11 protein-coding genes and 3 tRNA genes are annotated in these 17,636 nt (G+C 69.9%); 8 read left to right on the top strand and 6 right to left on the bottom strand.

The annotated features are described in order from the left end of the window. The first annotated feature begins 213 nt into the window (after positions 1-213). The 5 genes from OHA64_RS16035 to OHA64_RS16015 all read left to right on the top strand — a co-directional run bounded on the left by OHA64_RS16035 (position 214) and on the right by OHA64_RS16015 (position 7,404). Positions 214-1,080 carry a sirohydrochlorin chelatase gene (locus OHA64_RS16035; protein WP_405623993.1) on the top strand — a complete coding sequence of 289 codons (867 nt, stop codon included), beginning with the start codon at positions 214-216 and terminating at the stop codon, positions 1,078-1,080. A gap of 105 nt (positions 1,081-1,185) precedes the next feature. Then, positions 1,186-2,529: a deoxyguanosinetriphosphate triphosphohydrolase gene (locus OHA64_RS16030; protein WP_405613477.1), complete on the top strand. Its 1,344-nt coding sequence runs from the start codon at positions 1,186-1,188 to the stop codon at positions 2,527-2,529. Positions 2,530-2,664: 135 nt separating this feature from the next. Then, the gene (locus OHA64_RS16025) at positions 2,665-3,930 is read left to right on the top strand and encodes an NAD(P)/FAD-dependent oxidoreductase (RefSeq protein WP_405613475.1); all 1,266 of its coding nucleotides are present in this window, start codon (positions 2,665-2,667) and stop codon (positions 3,928-3,930) included. Between the two features lie 152 nt (positions 3,931-4,082). Next, the gene (dnaG, locus tag OHA64_RS16020; RefSeq protein ID WP_405613473.1) at positions 4,083-5,987 is read left to right on the top strand and encodes a DNA primase; all 1,905 of its coding nucleotides are present in this window, start codon (positions 4,083-4,085) and stop codon (positions 5,985-5,987) included. 103 nt (positions 5,988-6,090) lie between these two features. Then, entirely contained in the window at positions 6,091-7,404 is a 1,314-nt protein-coding gene (locus OHA64_RS16015; RefSeq protein WP_405613471.1) for an RNA polymerase sigma factor, read from the top strand. Here OHA64_RS16015 and OHA64_RS16010 read toward each other — a convergent pair. From OHA64_RS16010 to OHA64_RS15990, 5 genes are all read right to left on the bottom strand, one after another. Next, positions 7,380-9,080, bottom strand: coding sequence for an IS200/IS605 family accessory protein TnpB-related protein (locus tag OHA64_RS16010; RefSeq protein WP_405613469.1), 1,701 nt, complete (start codon positions 9,078-9,080; stop codon positions 7,380-7,382). The genes OHA64_RS16015 and OHA64_RS16010 overlap by 25 nt on opposite strands. Before the next feature lie 343 nt (positions 9,081-9,423). Beyond that, the gene (locus tag OHA64_RS16005; protein ID WP_405613467.1) at positions 9,424-11,352 is read right to left on the bottom strand and encodes an ABC transporter ATP-binding protein; all 1,929 of its coding nucleotides are present in this window, start codon (positions 11,350-11,352) and stop codon (positions 9,424-9,426) included. Further along, on the bottom strand, positions 11,352-13,085 hold the full coding sequence (locus OHA64_RS16000) for an ABC transporter ATP-binding protein (RefSeq protein WP_405613465.1): 1,734 nt from the start codon (positions 13,083-13,085) through the stop codon (positions 11,352-11,354). The genes OHA64_RS16005 and OHA64_RS16000 overlap by 1 nt, the downstream gene beginning before the upstream one ends. A gap of 158 nt (positions 13,086-13,243) precedes the next feature. After that, a complete protein-coding gene (locus tag OHA64_RS15995; RefSeq protein WP_405613463.1) occupies positions 13,244-14,698 on the bottom strand; it encodes an FGGY-family carbohydrate kinase in 1,455 nt (484 codons plus the stop codon). A 73-nt stretch (positions 14,699-14,771) separates the two neighbouring features. Then, entirely contained in the window at positions 14,772-15,077 is a 306-nt protein-coding gene (locus tag OHA64_RS15990; protein ID WP_405613461.1) for a YtxH domain-containing protein, read from the bottom strand. 159 nt (positions 15,078-15,236) lie between these two features. Between OHA64_RS15990 and OHA64_RS15985 the strand changes: the two genes are divergently transcribed. From OHA64_RS15985 to OHA64_RS15975, 3 genes are all read left to right on the top strand, one after another. Continuing rightward, positions 15,237-15,309 (top strand) — tRNA-Asn (locus OHA64_RS15985). Positions 15,310-15,315: 6 nt separating this feature from the next. Continuing rightward, a tRNA-Asn gene (locus tag OHA64_RS15980) sits at positions 15,316-15,388 on the top strand. A gap of 177 nt (positions 15,389-15,565) precedes the next feature. Further along, positions 15,566-15,642 (top strand) — tRNA-Ile (locus OHA64_RS15975). A 123-nt stretch (positions 15,643-15,765) separates the two neighbouring features. On the opposite strand, the gene OHA64_RS15970 is transcribed toward OHA64_RS15975, so the two are convergent. After that, complete coding sequence (locus tag OHA64_RS15970; RefSeq protein ID WP_405613459.1) at positions 15,766-17,580, bottom strand: tyrosine-type recombinase/integrase; 1,815 nt, start codon at positions 17,578-17,580, stop codon at positions 15,766-15,768. Between the last annotated feature and the right edge of the window lie 56 nt (positions 17,581-17,636).

The following is a 17,636-nucleotide window of genomic DNA, read 5'->3' as shown; positions in this document are numbered from 1 at the left end:
CCTCCCCGGTCGGTCCTTCGACAGTCAGAGACGACCGCCAAGGCCCTCCGGTTCGCCGGACGCCATGTGACCAGCTTCACTTCGGACGTCGAAACCGCAGGTCAGGGATCCTCACAGACCCCCAGCACCCCACCGTGAACCGCCGGAAAACACCCGTCATTCCTGTGCAATGGGAAGGCAACCTCCCGCCGTCACCATCGGTGCATGACGGCGATGCGCAAGTCGGAAGATCTTCGCGACGTGTCCACGACCCTCGACAGTACGGCGCACATCATGAACCGGATCAGCAGCCAGCTCGCCACCCAGCTCGGCCTTGTCTCGCTCGACGGCCGGCGGCGCCCCGAGCCGCCCGCGCTCGTCGTCGTGGCCCACGGCAGCCGTGACCCGCGCACCCTGAGCACGGTCCACACGCTCCTCGACCTGGTCCGCGAGCTGCGCCCCGGCCTGCGCGTGCATCTCGGCCACATCGAGCTGAACGCGCCCCTGCTCCCCGACACGCTCGCCTCCCTGGGCAGCGGCGACGCCGTCCTCGTACCGCTGCTCCTCAGTCGCGGCTACCACGTCAAGCGGGACATCCCCGAGATGGCCGCCGCCACCCGGGCCCGCACCCGCGTGGCCGCGCCGCTCGGCCCGCACCCGCTGCTCGTGGAGGCCCTGCACGAGCGCCTCGTCGAGGCCGGCTGGCGCACCCGCATGGACGAGGCGACCCGTCGCACCAGCGCGGTGGTCCTCGCGGCGGCCGGCTCCCGCGACCCCGACGCGGCGGTCGACACGGGCCGCACGGCCCACCTCCTCGCCGAACGCCTGGGCGTCCCGGTGATCCCCGCCTACGCCTCGGCGGCCAAGCCCACCATCGAGACGGCCGTCCGAGCGCTCGCCGCCCGAGGCCGCCACCGGGTGGCCGTGGCCTCCTACTTCACGGCCCCCGGCCTCTTCTCGACCCAGTGCGCGGACAAGGCCCCCTGGATCGCCTCGGCCCCCCTCGGCACCCACCCCGCGCTCGCCCGCCTCCTCCTCCACCGCTACGACCAGTCCCTGGCAGCACCGGCCATGACGGAACCGGCGCTGGCGTCGGCCTGAAAACGCCGGTGCTGACATCCCTGACGTGAAACGCCGGGGAGGCTGACGTCCCCAAGGGGCGCGGGACAGCCCCCGAATGTCACCACCTGCACTTACTGTCGATCCATGGAAGGCACAGGCACCGCAGACACCGACCCCGCACACGAGCCCCACACCCCGCCCCCCGGCTACGACCTGATGTCAGTCGCCCGCTGGGCCGCGGAGCCGGACAAACGACCGGGCCGTACCGCCTTCCAACGCGACCGGGCCCGCATCCTGCACTCTTCCGCCCTCAGAAGACTCGCCGGCAAGACCCAGGTGGTCACACCGGGGACCCAGAACCACGCCTGGGACGCCAGCCCCCGCACCCGTCTCACCCACTCCCTGGAGTGCGCCCAGGTGGGCCGGGAACTGGGCGCGGCCCTCGGCTGCGACCCCGACCTGGTCGAAGCGGCCTGCCTCTCCCACGACTTGGGCCACCCCCCGTTCGGCCACAACGGCGAACAGGCCCTCAACGAATTCGCCGACGACTGCGGCGGTTTCGAGGGCAACGCCCAGTCGCTGAGACTCCTCACCCGCATCGAACCCAAACGCTTCGTCGCCGAGGGCTCCGTCGGCCTCAACCTCACCCGCGCCGCCCTGGACGCCGCCACCAAGTACCCCTGGCCCCGAGGCGCCCACCCCACCGACCCCGAGTCCCCGAAGTTCGGTGTCTACGAGGACGACCGCCCGGTGTTCGACTGGGTCCGCGAGGGCGCCCCCGGCACCCGTACCACCTTCGAGGCCCAGGTCATGGACTGGGCGGACGACGTGGCGTACTCCGTGCACGACGTCGAGGACGGCCTGCACGCCGGCCACTTCGACCCCGACTGCCTGCGCGCCGAACCGGAACGCCGGGAGGTCTTCGCGGTCGCCGTCGGCCGGTACGTCGCCGCGGACACCGACCCCGCCGAACTCGCGGCCGCCCTGGATCGGCTCCAGGACCAGGAGTGGTGGCCGTCCGGCTACGACGGCTCGGCCGTCGCCCAGGCCCGCCTCAAGGACGCCACCAGCCAGCTCATCGGCCGCTTCTGCCTCGCCGCCGAGACCGCCACCCGCGCCGCGTGGGGGCACCGCCCAGGCCGTTCAGGCACTGGGGGAGGGACCGGCCGGCTGACGAGATACGGCGCCGAACTCGTCGTGCCGCGCGAGACCCGCCTGGAGTGCGCGGTCCTCAAGGCGGTCGCCGACCGGTACGTCATGCAGCGCGCCGAACAGGAGCGGCTCCGGGCCGACCAGCGGATCGTGGTCGCCGAGCTCGCCGAGGCGCTCACCGCCCGCGCCCCCGACGGCCTCGACCCGCAGTTCCGGGCCCTGTTCGACCAGGCGGCGGACGACCGCGCGGGCAAGCGGGTGATCGTCGATCAGATCGCCTCCCTCACCGACGCGTCCGCGCGTTCGCTTCACGCCCGTCTGACCGGGCATCTGTGATGCTGAAGCGACAGGGGTGACATGACGCGTGCCCGAATGTGACCCTCCGTGGCCTGATCGGGCCACTCCCTCTTCCCGCATCACACTCCGTGCGGGACGCTCGCATGTGGCGGCACGCTTACGAGGAGGCATCACGTGGTCGACGCGGATCAGACATTCGTCATCGTCGGAGGCGGACTGGCCGGCGCGAAGGCGGCCGAGACGCTCCGAACGGAGGGCTTCACCGGCCGCGTGATACTGATCTGCGACGAACGCGACCACCCGTACGAGCGCCCGCCGCTGTCCAAGGGCTATCTGCTGGGCAAGGAGGAACGCGACAGCGTCTTCGTACACGAACCGGCCTGGTACGCGCGCAACGACATCGAACTGCACCTCGGGCAGACCGTGGATGCCATCGACCGGACGGCCAGGACGGTCCGCTTCGGCGAGGACGGCACGCTCGTGCGCTACGACAAGCTGCTCCTGGCCACCGGCGCCGAGCCCCGCCGTCTGGACGTTCCGGGCACCGACCTCGCGGGCGTCCACCACCTGCGCCGTCTCGCCCACGCCGAACGCCTCAAGGGCCTCCTGGCGGCCCTGGGCCGGGACAACGGCCACCTCGTGATCGCGGGCGCCGGCTGGATCGGCATGGAGGTCGCGGCGGCGGCCCGCGAGTACGGCGCCGAGGTCACCGTCGTCGAACCCGCGGCGACCCCGCTGCACGGCGTCCTCGGACCCGAGCTCGGCAACCTCTTCGCCCAACTGCACCGCGAGCACGGCGTCCGCTTCCACTTCGGCGCCCAGCTCACCGAGATCGTCGGCCAGGACGGCATGGTGCTGGCCGTCCGCACCGACGACGGCGAGGAGCACCCCGCCCACGACGTCCTCGCGGCGGTCGGCGCGGCCCCGCGCACCGCCCTCGCGGAGGGGGCGGGGCTGGAGCTGGCCGACCGAGCCGACGGCGGCGGCATCGCCGTCGACACCCGACTGCGCACCTCCGACCCCCACATCTACGCGGCCGGTGACGTGGCGTCGTTCCACCACTCCCTCTTCGACACCCGGCTGCGCGTCGAGCACTGGGCGAACGCCCTCAACGGCGGCCCGGCGGCGGCCCGCGCGATGCTCGGCCGGGACGTCACCTACGACCGGGTGCCCTATTTCTTCTCCGACCAGTACGACATGGGCATGGAGTACTCCGGCTGGGCGCCCCCGGGGTCCTACGACGAAGTGGTGATCCGGGGAGACGCGGGAAAGCGTGAGTTCATCGCGTTCTGGGTCAAGGAGAACCGGGTGCTGGCCGGGATGAACGTGAACGTGTGGGACGTCACAGAGCCGATCCAGCAGCTGATCCGCTCCAAGGCACAGGTGGACACCGAGGCGCTGGCCGACCCGCACGTCCCGCTGGAGCGTCTGATCCCGTGAACCCACGCGGCGATCGACTGTCACACCGTCCCCGTGCTGCGATTCCCCGGGGGCGCTCCATCCCATTGCCGCTGCGCGGCGGGCCGGACCCCCGGCCGGGGGGTCGGTCACCTCGCCCCAGGAGTGTCAGTTCTGCCCCGTAGAATCACCGCGTGGCTGGACGGATCAACGACGAGGACGTGAAGGCGGTACGGGACGCGGTCCCGATCGACGCCGTGGTGTCCGAGTACCTCCAGCTGCGCAACGCGGGCGGCGGAAACCTCAAGGGGCTGTGCCCCTTCCACGACGAGAAGTCGCCGTCCTTCCAGGTCAGCCCCAGCAAGGGGTTCTTCCACTGCTTCGGCTGCCAGGAGGGCGGCGACACCATCACGTTCGTGATGAAGGTCGACCACCTCTCCTTCTCCGAGGCCGTCGAGCGCCTCGCCGCCCAGGCCGGCATCACCCTGCGCTACGAGGAGGGCGGGTACAACCCCGCCCACCAGCGCGGTGAGCGGATCCGCCTGGTCGAGGCCCACAAGGCCGCCGCCCAGTGGTACACGGAACAGCTGGCCACCAGCCCCGAGGCGGACACCGGCCGCAAGTTCCTCGCCGAGCGCGGCTTCGACCAGGGCGCCGCGGAACACTTCTCCGTGGGCTACAGCCCCCAGGGCTGGGACCATCTCATCCGCCACCTGCGCGGCAAGGGCTTCACCGACAAGGAGCTCCTGCTCTCCGGCCTCGCCCAGGAGGGCCGACGCGGCCCCATCGACCGCTTCCGCGGCCGGCTGATGTGGCCGATCCGCGACATCGGCGGCGAGGTCGTCGGGTTCGGCGCGCGGAAGCTGTACGAGGCGGACAACGGCCCCAAATACCTCAACACGCCCGACACCGCGATCTACAAGAAGTCCCAGGTGCTGTACGGCATCGACCTGGCGAAGAAGGACATCGCCAAGAGCAGCCGCGCGGTCGTGGTCGAGGGCTACACCGACGTCATGGCCTGCCACCTGGCGGGAGTGACCACAGCGATCGCGACCTGCGGCACCGCCTTCGGCGGCGACCACATCAAGATCCTCCGCCGGCTCCTGATGGACAACGGCTCGGCCCGCGTGATCTTCACCTTCGACGGCGACGCGGCCGGCCAGAAGGCCGCCCTGCGCGCCTTCGAGGACGACCAGAAGTTCGCCGCCGAGACGTACATCGCGATCGCCCCCGACAACATGGACCCCTGCGAGCTCCGCCTCGCCAAGGGCGACGAGGCGGTCGCCGACCTGGTGGAACCCCGCACCCCGCTCTTCGAGTTCGCGCTGCGCCAGATCGTCGTCCGCTACGACCTGGACACACCGGCCGGCCGGGCCGCCGCGCTGGACGAGGCCGCGCCCATCGTCGCCCGCATCAAGAACACCGGCGCCCAGCACGAGGTCGCCGTCCAGCTGGCCGGCATGCTCGGCATCCTCGACACCCAGTTCGTGGTCAAGCGGGTGGCCCAGCTGGCCCGTTGGGCCCGCGACCGGGGCGGCCGGGGCCCGGCGCCGGCGCGCGGCCCGGGGCAGCAGCAGTACGACGCCGCCCCGCGTCAAGCCCCCTACGGCGCGGCCCTGAACCTGCGCAACCCGGTCTACGCCACCGAGCGCGAACTGCTCAAACTCGCCCTCCAGCGTCCGGACCTGGTCTCACCGGCGTTCGACGCCTACGGCATCGACGAGTTCACCGCCGCGCCCTACGCGGCGGTACGCACGGCGATCATGGAAGCGGGCAGCGCCGAACTCGGCGTACAGGACCCCCAGGAGTACCTCGTCCGGGTCCGCGAGACCGCCCCGGACGACGCCGTGCGCGCGATGGTCACCGAGCTGGCCGTCGAGCCCATCATGCGGCGCACGGTCGACGAGGTGTACGCGGGCATGGTGCTGGTCACGGTCCGCCGTCGCGCCGTGGAGCGCCGGATCCGGGACGTCCAGTCCCAGATGGCCCGGCTGGCCGCGGGCGGCGATCCGGCCCAGTCGGCCGCCGTACAGAACGAGTTGTGGGTGCTCCAGCAGTACGACCAGGCACTACGCGAGCACGGAGCCGGCGCGCTCTGAGGACACCGCTCGGGCGGGATCACCACGCGGTCACGGGCCGGACTCAAAAAGTCACCGCACGCCCCTCGTGGCGGTGATGTGTCGTACTCCACACTGGGTTCCGGTGCCTGAGTCCTCGGAGCGCGGCCGATCCGTCCCCAGCGGATCCCACACCCCCGCGGTTCCGCTCAACGCGTACGGGACGGACAGCGGCGAGGCCGTCGACTCCGCCCCCGAAGTACCGCTGCCGCACACCTCAGCAGCGATCATCCTGGAGGTCGCCCCCGTGCAGACCCAGACCCTCACCCAGACCGACATCGGGACGGACGACACGGAACCGGATCCGGAGACCGACGTACTCGCCGCGGTCCCGGCGCAGAGCCGTGCCGTGCACCACCCCGAGGCGGAGCCGGAGACCCCGGCCGAGCTGGAGGAACCACCCCCGGACGTGGTCGAGACCGCCGAGGCCCCCGAGCCGGAACCCGTCGAACCACCCGAACCGACCCGCGCCAAGCCCGACACCAGCGGGCCCTCCTCGGACCTGTTCCGCCAGTACCTGCGGGAGATCGGACGCATCCCGCTGCTCACCGCGGCCGAAGAGGTCGACCTCGCCCGCCGGGTCGAGGCCGGCCTGTTCGCCGAGGAGAAACTCAGCACCGCACCCGACCTGGACAGCCGGCTCGCCCTCGACCTGGACCGGCTCGTCGTCCTGGGCCGGATGGCCAAACGCCGCCTGATCGAGGCGAACCTGCGGCTGGTCGTCTCGGTCGCCAAACGGTACGTCGGCCGCGGCCTGACCATGCTCGACCTGGTCCAGGAGGGCAACCTGGGCCTGATCCGGGCGGTCGAGAAGTTCGACTACGCCCGCGGCTACAAGTTCTCCACGTACGCCACCTGGTGGATCCGCCAGGCCATGTCCAGGGCTCTCGCCGACCAGGCCCGCACCATTCGCGTCCCGGTCCATGTGGTCGAGCTGATCAACCGGGTGATCCGCGTCCAGCGCCGGATGCTCCAGGAGCGGGGCTACGAACCGACGCCGGAAGAAGTCGCCCATCACCTCGACCTGGCGCCGGAACGCGTCAGCGAGGTCCTGCGGCTGGCCCAGGAACCGGTCTCGCTGCACGCCCCGGTCGGCGAGGAGGACGAGGTCGCCCTCGGTGACCTCATCGAGGACGGCGACGCGGCCAGCCCGGTCGAGTCGGCGGCCTTCCTGCTGCTCCGCGAACACCTGGAGGCGGTCCTCTCCACCCTCGGCGAACGCGAGCGCAAGGTCGTCCAACTCCGCTACGGCCTGGCGGACGGCCGCCCGCGCACGCTGGAGGAGATCGGCCGCATCTTCGGCGTGACCCGGGAGCGCATCCGGCAGATCGAGTCGAAGACGCTGAACAAGCTCCGGGACCATGCCTTCGCGGATCAACTGCGGGGATACCTCGACTGAAAGCGTTCCTGAAGACTGAGCGGGAGTGAGTCCTGTTGCCAGGACTTGTGCTCAGCCGGGTGTCCCGAACGGTGGTGGGCACCCTGGTCGCCCGCTTTCGCTCCACGGCCGGGCGGCGCGCATCGGGTGCGCGGTCCGGGGATGTGGGGGCGGGTTTCCTCACGCCGCCGGGTGTCCGGTCGGGCCTGGGCGGTCCGATGCCCACGACGATCACTCTGGTCGTCGTGGGGCGGTGCCGTCCTCCCCCAGTGCCTTAAGGGCCTGGGAGGTGCCCCCAGCCTGATCGTGTGTCCGAGGGCGCGTCGCCCGACCGCGATGCTCGCCGCATCGTGCCGGGACGTCTTGCGAGTCGGTGTGGTCAGTGGTTTCTGCCAGTGCTGGGCACCCCACCGGCTCGTGTAGGCGGGGTCGACCGCTACGACGGCGATGTCCTGTTCGGCGGCCATCGAGATCAGCCGGGCTTTCAGTTTCGCGGTGGGGAAGCGGGAGAGCAGGCGGCGGAAGCGTTTGTTGCGGCCGTGCTTCTCGCGGCTTGTGCCCTCGCGGAAGTCGAGGTCTTCGATGGCGATCGCGGCTGCCCCGGTGCGGCGCGTGTAGTGGAGCAGCCGGGTCAGGGCGTGCCGGATCTGCGCGTCCCGGTGCGCGGCGGTGCCGGTCAGGTCGTAGAAGAACCGCTGCGGCTCGCCGACCGGGTTGCCGTGCACATCCAGGCGCCAGCAGGCGAGGTGGTCGTCGTTCATGTCCACCCCCACCACCCCCCGCGCCAGCGCCGCCTCAAGCGGCAGCACCGGTGCGGCGGCACGCTGCCACGAGGCGGTCACATACCAGCGCCCGCGTGCCACATCGTGGTGGATGCGGTAGGCGACCGCCCGGTTCGCGGTGATCCGGTCACGCCACTCCTCACCTCGGTGCCGGAACCGTACGGTCGCATCCAGCAGATAGCGGCCGTGCGGCGCGTTGGCCAGATGGGCCAGCGGAGCGGGGAGCTTGATGGAGACCTGCCCGGCGTCGGTGATACGGATGGTCTCGTTGCCGAACCGCTTGCCGGACTCCCCGTCGGCCGACAGGAACATCCGCTCCGCCCGCCAGCGCTCCCGCCACTTCGCTTCGTCCAGCCCGGCCGCCTCGAGATGGTGGCGGGCGGAGGCGAGGCGTTTGCCGCCGCGCACCACGTGCACCCGGCCCGCTACCCAGTCCGCCTCCACCCTCGCGAGGCGGTCCTCCAGGGTGTGCAGGCGGCGGGACTTGGCATGCCACTCACCACGCGAGGCATACCCGCGCACCAGCCCGGCCCGCTTGTCCGCCTTGGCGCCCAGCGGCCGGCCCAGCCGCGCCTCCACCGACGCGATCTGCCGCCGCAGCCAGGCCATGTGGGCGGCCTGCCCACGCCTCGCCAGCGCCCACTGGTCATGCGTGGCCTTGGTGATACTGCCCGCCCAACGCGCCGACGACCTCCCCGTCAACTCCCGCTTACGCACCGCCCACGAGGCCGCATCATGCGCCAGCCCCTGCCGGGAACGTACTGCGAGATCCCCGGCCGCCAGCGAACCCAGGAACACCCCCACCCCGGCAAGTACCGCCGCGTCCGCCCCGCTCACCCGCAGCCGGTCCCTGATCGCCACCCCAGCCGGACCGGGCACCACGAACGACGCCGCCAACTCCCGCAGCCCACCCACCCGTACACCCCCGACCGCGATGCGAAGACCCCGTCACCGCAGTCAACGACCACTACCCGCAAAGGTCACCCATTCGACCCAAGAACTCCCGTTCCCCTCAGAAGGGCGAGCTCAGAACACCCCTTGGCAGCAGAGAACACCCCCAGCGCACCGCGGACGACCGGACCCACACATCCGGCCCCGGCACTCACCCACACTCACCCAAACTCACTCCTGCCTACTACTCCGCCAGCAGCTCCGAACCCCTAGGGGTGGGCGCGACCAGCCACGACGGACCGGTAGACGACTGACGGGCAGACGACTGACGGGCCATCGTGGCTCTCCCCGCGGAGCGGCTGAGCGGCTAGTCCACCTCGGCCACCGCCTGCGCGAACTGCGCCTTGTACAACCGGGCGTACGCCCCGTCGGCCGCCAGCAGATCCGTGTGCGTGCCCTGCTCGACGATCGCCCCGTTCTCCATCACCAGGATCGTGTCCGCGTCCCGGATCGTCGACAGCCGGTGCGCGATCACGAACGACGTACGCCCGTGCGCGAGTTTCGCCATCGCCTTCTGGATCAGCACCTCGGTGCGGGTGTCGACGGAACTCGTCGCCTCGTCGAGGACCAGGATCACCGGGTCGGACAGGAACGCCCGCGCGATGGTGATGAGCTGCTTCTCACCGGCGCTGACCCCGCTGCCCTCGTCGTCGATGACGGTGTCGTAGCCGTCGGGCAGCGTCCGCACGAACCGGTCCGCGTGGGCCGCCCGCGCCGCCTCCTCGATCTCCCCGCGGGTGACCTCCCGCGAGGCGCCGTACGCGATGTTCTCGGCGATCGTGCCGCCGAACAGCCAGGTGTCCTGGAGCACCATGCCGATCCCGGCACGCAGTTCGTCCCGGGACATCCTCGCGATGTCGACGCCGTCGAGGGTGATACGCCCGCCGGAGACGTCGTAGAACCGCATCAGCAGGTTGACCAGGGTGGTCTTGCCCGCTCCCGTCGGTCCCACGATCGCGACCGTGTGGCCGGGCTCGACCGTGAGCGAGAGATCCTCGATGAGCGGCTTCTCGGGGGCGTACCGGAACGACACATGCTCCAGCGCCACCCGCCCGCGCAGTTCCTCCGGCCGCACGCCCGGCACCGGATCCGCCTCCTGCTCCTCCGCGTCCAGGAGTTCGAAGATCCGCTCGGCCGAGGCGACACCCGACTGCACCAGGTTCGCCATCGAAGCCACCTGCGTCAGCGGCATCGAGAACTGCCGCGAGTACTGGATGAAGGCCTGCACGTCACCGATGGACAGCGTGCCGGAAGCGACCCGCAGCCCGCCGACGACCGCGACCAGCACGTAGTTCAGGTTGGACACGAACATCATCAGCGGCTGCATGACCCCGCTGTTGAACTGCGCCCTGAACCCGGCCTCGTACAGCGCGTCGTTCTGCTCGGCGAACAGCGCGGCCGACTCGTCCTGCCGCCCGAACACCTTCACCAGGTTGTGCCCGGTGTACATCTCCTCGACGTGCGCGTTGAGCTTCCCGGTGGTGCGCCACTGCTGCACGAAGTGCGGCTGCGACCGCTTTCCCACCCTGGTGGCGACGAAGAACGACAGCGGCACGGTGACCAGCGCGACGAGCGCCAGCAGCCACGACACCCAGAACATCATCACCAGCACGCCGATGATGGTGAGCACCGAGTTGATCAGCTGGCCCATCGACTGCTGGAGCGTCTGCCCGATGTTGTCGATGTCGTTGGTGGCCCGGCTGAGCACCTCACCGCGCTGCCGCTTGTCGAAGTACGACAGCGGCAGCCGCGACAGCTTCGTCTGCACGTCCTCGCGCATCCGGTACATCGTCCGGTTGACCGCCCGGTTCACCAGCCGGGTGGCACCCGCCATCAGCAGACCGGCGATGACGAACACGATCAGCGCGAGCAGCAGCACCTCGCCGACGGCACCGAAGTCGATGCCCTTGCCGGGGGTGAAGTCCGTGCTGCGGAGCATGTCCGCGACGGAGCCGTCACCCCGCTCCCGCATGGACCGAAGGACCTCCTCCTTGGTGGCCCCGGCCGGCATCTGCCGCCCGATGATGCCCGAGAAGACCAGGTCCGTGGCGTTGCCGAGGATCTTCGGCCCCACCACCGACAGGCCCACGCTCACCACCACGCAGAACAGCAGCGCGTAGATCGTCAGCCGTTCGGGCTTGAACTGCCCGATGAGCCGTTTCCCCGACCCCTTGAAATCCATCGAACGCTGGTCGGGACCCGTCCCGGCCATCATCCGCCCCGCCGGCCCCGCCATCAGGCAGCCTCCGCTTCCGTCAGCTGGGAGAGCACGATCTCCCGATAGGTCTCGTTGTCCGCCATCAGTTCGTGGTGCGTGCCGGTGCCGACGACCCGGCCCTCGTCGAGGACGACGATCCGGTCGGCGTCCCGGATGGTGGCCACGCGCTGGGCGACGATCACCACGGTCGCCTCGGCGGTCTCCTGGGAGAGAGCCGCGCGCAGGGCCGCGTCGGTGGCGTAGTCGAGCGCGGAGAAGGAGTCGTCGAAGAGGTAGATCTCCGGCCGTTGCACCAGGGTGCGGGCGATCGCGAGCCGCTGCCGCTGACCACCGGAGACATTGGTCCCGCCCTGCGCGATCGGCGCGTCGAGCCCGCCCTCCAGCCGCTCGACGAAGCTCTTGGCCTGCGCCACCTCCAGGGCGTGCCACAGTTCCTCGTCGGTGGCGTCAGGATGGCCGTAGCGCAGGTTCGTGGCCACCGTGCCGGCGAACAGGTACGGCTTCTGCGGCACCATGCCGACCGTCCTCGCCAGCAGCCGCGGTTCGATGGCCGCCACGCTCACGCCGTCGACGAGCACCTCCCCGGCGGTCGCGTCGAACAGCCTCGGCACCAGCCCCAGCAGCGTGGACTTCCCGCTGCCGGTCGAGCCGATCACGGCGGTCGTCTCACCGGGCAGCGCCACCAGGTCGATCGACCTGAGCACCGGCTCCTCGGCACCCGGGTAGTGGAAGCCCGCGCCGCGGATCTCCAGATGGCCGTGCCGGCGCAGCTCACGCACCGGGGCGGTCGGCGGGACGACGCTGGAGGAGGTGTCCAGGACCTCCTCGATGCGCTCCGCACACACCTCCGCGCGCGGCACCATCATGAACATGAAGGTGGCCATCATCACGGACATCACGATCTGCATCAGATAGGCGAGGAACGCGGTCAGATCGCCGATCTGCATGGCGCCGCTGTCGATGCGGTGCGCGCCGAACCACACCACGGCGATCGACGACAGGTTCACCACCGTCATCACGATGGGGAACATCAGCGCCAGCAGGTTGCCGGTGCCCATCGACATGTCGGTCAGGTCGGTGTTGGCCTTCCGGAAGCGCTGCTGCTCGTACTCGTCCCGCACGAACGCGCGGATGACCCGGTTGCCGGTGATCTGCTCCCGAAGCACCCGGTTCACCGTGTCCAGACGCACCTGCATGGACCGGAACAGCGGGCGCAGCCTGCGGATGATCAGCGTCACACTGATGCCCATCACCGGTACGACCGCGACCAGCACCCCGGACAGCGGCACGTCCAGCCCGAGCGCCAGCACGATCCCGCCCACGCACATGATGGGCGCCGACACCATCAGTGTGAACGTCATCAGGGCCAGCATCTGGACCTGCTGGACGTCATTGGTCGTACGGGTGATCAGCGAGGGCGCGCCGAACTGGCCGAGCTCGCGAGCCGAGAAGGACTGCACACGGTCGAAGACCGCGGCCCGGATGTCGCGTCCCAGCGCCGAGGCGGTCCGGGCGCCGTAGTACACGGCACCGATGTTGCACACGACCTGTACTAGCGATATGCCGATCATCACGGCGCCGAAGGACAGGATGTAGCCGGTGTCGCCCTTCACGACGCCGTCGTCGATGATGTCCGCGTTCAGCGTGGGCAGGTAGAGGGTGGCGCAGGTCTGCAGGAACTGCAGCAGCACCAGCAGAGCGATGGGTTTCCTGTAGGGCCTGAGATAGGTCCGCAGAAGTCGTATGAGCACGCTGTGTCTCTCGGAGTCGGCGGTGGGGCGGCGATTGGATTGGTTGCCCCTGGCCCCTATCGTCGGACACTCCACCCGCGTTACCTCAACCGAATTAAGCCGACGCGGTGGCTCGTACGGCTCTCCGGGGACGCCTCCTACCGGTTTCTTACCTTCCGCTACGCCCGGAAGACCCCCGGATGCGTCTGCTCGCGCACCGACACGAACTGCTGCCGCACCGCCTGACCCACCGCCAGCTCCTCACCGGGGTCCAGCACCTGCGCGGCCGCGCCCTGCCAGGCCGGCGGGTTGCGCGGATCGAGCGTGCCCTGCGACACCCCGAGCGCCCAGGCGGCCTGCCGGGCGGCCCCGATCGCCGCGTAGTCCGCGGGCTGCGGCACCACGACCTGCGTCCCGAACAGGGCCGGCGCCGCGGCCTGGACGGCGGACAGCTCGGCGGCCTGACCGAGCAGGAAGATCCGCCGCACCTCCACGCCCCGGCCGCGCAGCACGTCGAGCGCGTCCGCGAGCCCGCACAGCATGCCCTCGAACGCGGCCCGCGCCAGATGCTCCGGCTTCATCGACTCGCGCCTGAGGCCCGACAGCGTCCCGGCGGCGTGCGGCAGGCTCGGCGTCCGCTCACCCTCCAGATAGGGCAGGAGTACGAGCCCGTGGGCCCCCGGAGTCGACTTCATCGCCAGATCCGACAGGCTCTCCAGGTCGGACAGCCCGAGCATCTCGGCGGCCCCGCGCAGGGTCCGTACGGCGTTCAGGGTGGTGACGACGGGCAGGTGCATGCCGGTCGCGTCGGCCAGGGAGGTGATCATCCCGGTGTTGTCGACGAGCGCCTCGGGATGGACGGCCATCACGGATCCGGAGGCCCCGAGCGACACCACGGCGTCCCCGAACCCCAGGCCCAGCCCGAAGGCGGCGGCCATGGTCTCCCCGGTCCCGGCGGAGATCAACAGCCCCTCCGGCGTCGTACCGGCGGCGTCCGAGGGACCGATCACCTCGGGCAGCATCGCCTGGTGGCCGAGCGCCAGCTCGACCAGGTCGGGCCGGTAGCCGCCGGTGGCCGCCGACCAGTACCCGGTCCCGGAGGCGCCGCCCCGGTCGGTGGTCCTGCGCACCGGCCGACCGAGCAGCTGCCACACCAGCCAGTCGTGCGCCTGCAGGAGGACGGCGGAGCGCCGGGCGTTGTCCGGCTCGGTTCTCTTCAGCCAGCGCAGCTTGGTCACCGGCTGCGCGGCCTGCGGAACACAGCCCACCGCCTGCGCCCACGCCTCGCGACCGCCGAGCGCGTCGACCAGATCGGCCGCCGCGACCTGCGCCCGCCTGTCCCCGCCGACCATCGCGGGCCGCACGGTGTTGCCCTGGGAGTCCAGCGGCACCACCGCGTTCTGCTGCGCGGACACGCCGATGGCCTGCACGCCCTCCAGGAGTCCGCCACCGGCGGCTTCACCGAGGGACAGCAGCCAGGCCTGCGGATCGACGTCGGCAGGCCGGCCGCCACCCTCGGCGTTCTCCACCGGATGTGGCGCATACCCCTGCCTGAGCACGGCACCGGTGTCCGTGTCGCAGACGACGATGCGAGTGAAATCGGGCGAACTGTCCAACCCGGCGACTATCCCCATGGCCAAAATTCTGCCGCACTGCGAGGGGTGTCGCTGCCGGGCCGCAGGGGTGAACCTGTTCCCCGGGCATTCCTCAGGTGTTGCTGGTGCCCCAGTCGTCCTCGCCGGAGCCGTTCGCGTTGCGCTCGCGCAGGCTCCGCACCCGCTGTGCCACCGAGTCGGGAACCCGGTCGCCGACCTTGTCGCTCACCACGTGATACGCCTTGCCCGCGAACTGCCGGCCCTGCTGTGCGGCGGACTCGGCGGTGTTGCGGACGGCGGGGTTCTGCGAGACCTGGCGTGCGGACTTCTTCAACTGCTCGTAGCGCTCGCGCCCGGCCTTTGTGCCCAGCACGTAACCCAGAGCGAGCCCGACGACGAACGTGAGCCGGTAGCGCATGGCGGTCACCCTTCCCTTGCGTAGGTCCTAGGCCTGGTGTCGGTGCCGGAGGGGAACCGATTGGCGGAGCACCCCCCTGCTTGCGCTAATGTATGTGTCGCAGCGAGCGCCCGCCCCCTGGCGAATACCCAGGGAGCTACGTTCGATGCAACGAGGCAATCCTCCGTAGCTCAATTGGCAGAGCAGCCGGCTGTTAACCGGCAGGTTACTGGTTCGAGTCCAGTCGGGGGAGCTTCGGTCTTCCGTAGCTCAATTGGCAGAGCAGCCGGCTGTTAACCGGCAGGTTACTGGTTCGAGTCCAGTCGGGAGAGCACCGTGAACGAGGGCCCCGTCGGGGTCCTTTTTCATGTCCGGCGGAACCGTGCGCGACGCGGCGCGGTCCTCAAGGACGTGGGCGCCGGGCGAAGTCGACCATCCGAAGCAGGAGATCGTATGAGCGGCTATGCTGCGGCAGACGGCGCGCACACGTGTACGCGACACGCCGTTATGGGGCGGTAGCTCAGCCGGTTAGAGCAGCGGACTCATAATCCGTCGGCCGTGGGTTCGAGTCCCACCCGCCCCACCACTCGCTACGCGAGGAGAATCGATCTGACCAGCAACTTTGCTGGAGGGTCGGGGGAGTTGAGGGATCTTGGCGGCCCTTTTCGATCATGCTGTCATGGCGTTGAGGCCGGATTGAGGCCGAAGGTCACGCGGCGGGACGCAATCCCTCATCTGGGCCATCGTCGTCGGCTTCCAGGCCGGTCTCTGGGGCCTCCGCCTGGTCCTCCGGCTTGGAGGGCGCTTCTCGTTCCGGATCCTTCTTCTGGGACCGGGGCACGACCGCACTCGTGGATTCCGCCTCGGCCGTCATGAGCTGAGGCAGGACGCTCGTATACGTGTCCGAGGTGATCTGGCGGGAGCTGTGCCCCAGCCGCTCTTGGACGACCTTGATGTCCGCCTTGCCCAGCAGGGCCAGTGTTGCTGACAGGTGCCGTGTGTCGTGCAGGCGGATCGGGGGAAGCCCAGAAAGCTCGACGAGCCGGTTGAACCGGCGGCTGATCCAGTCCGGGTGCAGGGGTTGCCCGCTCTCGTGGGTCCAGACCCGGTTGGTCTCGACCCAGGCCTGCTCACCGGACCACTGCTGGCGTTCCTGGTCCTGCGCGATCCGCCACTTCCGCCACATCTCGCGAGTCTGAGAGTCGAGCGTGACGGTGCGCACACTGTCCTGCTTTGGGGCCTCGTCGTACTGCCGGTAGGCGATCTCGACGATCTGTGCAGAGATGCGGAACCACGACTTGGGCAGGCTCACCTCCGGCCAGGCCAGGGCGCACATCTCGCCGCGTCGAGGGCCACGGAAGATGAACGCGTGCCACATGGCGGAGAGCCGGTCGTCACAGATGAAGTCGAGGAACTCGCCAGTCTGTTCCGGCGTCCAGACCATGACAGGACTCGGCTTTTTCCCCGTGCGCTTCCACTCTTCGACCCGCTCCGGGGTCCAGACCAGAGCCTTGGGCCGCTTGACCGCCGGCAGCTCGACGAGCGCGGCCAAGTTGGTCGGATATTCGCCCCGCTTGATCCCGCTGCCGAGGAACGAGCTGAGGGTGGCATTGATGCGGTGCATCGTCGAGGCGCTGATGATCTTCCGTTTGCCCTTGCGGCCGTCTCGGAGCGCAGCGTTGGCGTCGAGATAGGCACGACGCGTGACGCGGCGCTCCTCCTTCATGCCTGCAGCACGTATCCAAGCGGTGTAGGCGGCGTCGCGTGCCTCCTGTAACTCGACGACCTTGCCGTGGTGGATGAGCCGCTCGGCGTTCTCCCGCTCGATCGCGTCGTACATGGCCTCGACGTGGCGCAGCTTGAGGTCCCGCCGCTTGATGTGGCCGAGGTGAGGTTGGAGGTACAGCTTGACGTGCTCCTCGTAGCCGTGGCGAGTCGTACGAGCCAGGCCCTTCTTTCGTTTGAGCCACGCGTGCAGGTCCTCCCCGACGGTGGCGTTACTGAGGACGTCGGCGCCGCCGATGAGCTCGCGGTAGACCTCGGCCGCCTTGGCCTCCGCCTTGTCCTTTGTGGTGAATCCGCCTCGCCTCGCGCGCTGACGCTCCCCGCCCTCGCCCGCTTCGAGTTCCATGGTGAAGTACCAGGTGCCGTGCCCTTTGCGCGAGAGCTTCGGGCAGCTCGCTCCGAGCATGCGCAGCGTCGGGTCGCCGTTGGCGTCGAGTCTCGGAGTGCCGTCGTCATTGACGGCAGGCACCTGGCATGCGCAGCGCCGGTAATAGCTGGGGTTGAACACGAATCTCCCCTTCGTGGCTTTCACATGTGCATCTTCTGTGCCGGTCCTTGTCGAACCGATGTCTATCTTGCCCCAACACTCCAGTGTTGGAGTATCCTTGCGACATGTTGGCGCGGGGGAGAACGCGACAACGGGAATGACAACGAAGGACGCTTCTGTAGCCACGGACTCCGGGGCCGGCCAGATGACCCTGGAAGAACTACTCGCGCTGCCGCCGACCGTGAACGTCACGACGGCAGCGCGGGCGCTTGGGATCGGCACACACAAGGCTTACAACTTGATCAAGA

This window comes from Streptomyces sp. NBC_00076, assembly GCF_045041235.1.
Taxonomy (GTDB): Bacteria; Actinomycetota; Actinomycetes; order Streptomycetales; family Streptomycetaceae; genus Streptomyces.
Note: the sequence above shows the minus strand (reverse complement) of the source record. Positions and strands in the feature narration are given on the sequence as shown.

Coding starts and splice junctions, on each gene's coding strand:
- OHA64_RS15990 (WP_405613461.1), bottom strand. CDS start 15,077: ATGCGCTACCGGCTCACGTTCGTCGTCGGGCTCGCTCTGGGTTACGTG.
- OHA64_RS16005 (WP_405613467.1), bottom strand. CDS start 11,352: ATGGCGGGGCCGGCGGGGCGGATGATGGCCGGGACGGGTCCCGACCAG.
- OHA64_RS16035 (WP_405623993.1), top strand. CDS start 214: ATGCGCAAGTCGGAAGATCTTCGCGACGTGTCCACGACCCTCGACAGT.
- OHA64_RS15995 (WP_405613463.1), bottom strand. CDS start 14,698: ATGGGGATAGTCGCCGGGTTGGACAGTTCGCCCGATTTCACTCGCATC.
- OHA64_RS16030 (WP_405613477.1), top strand. CDS start 1,186: ATGGAAGGCACAGGCACCGCAGACACCGACCCCGCACACGAGCCCCAC.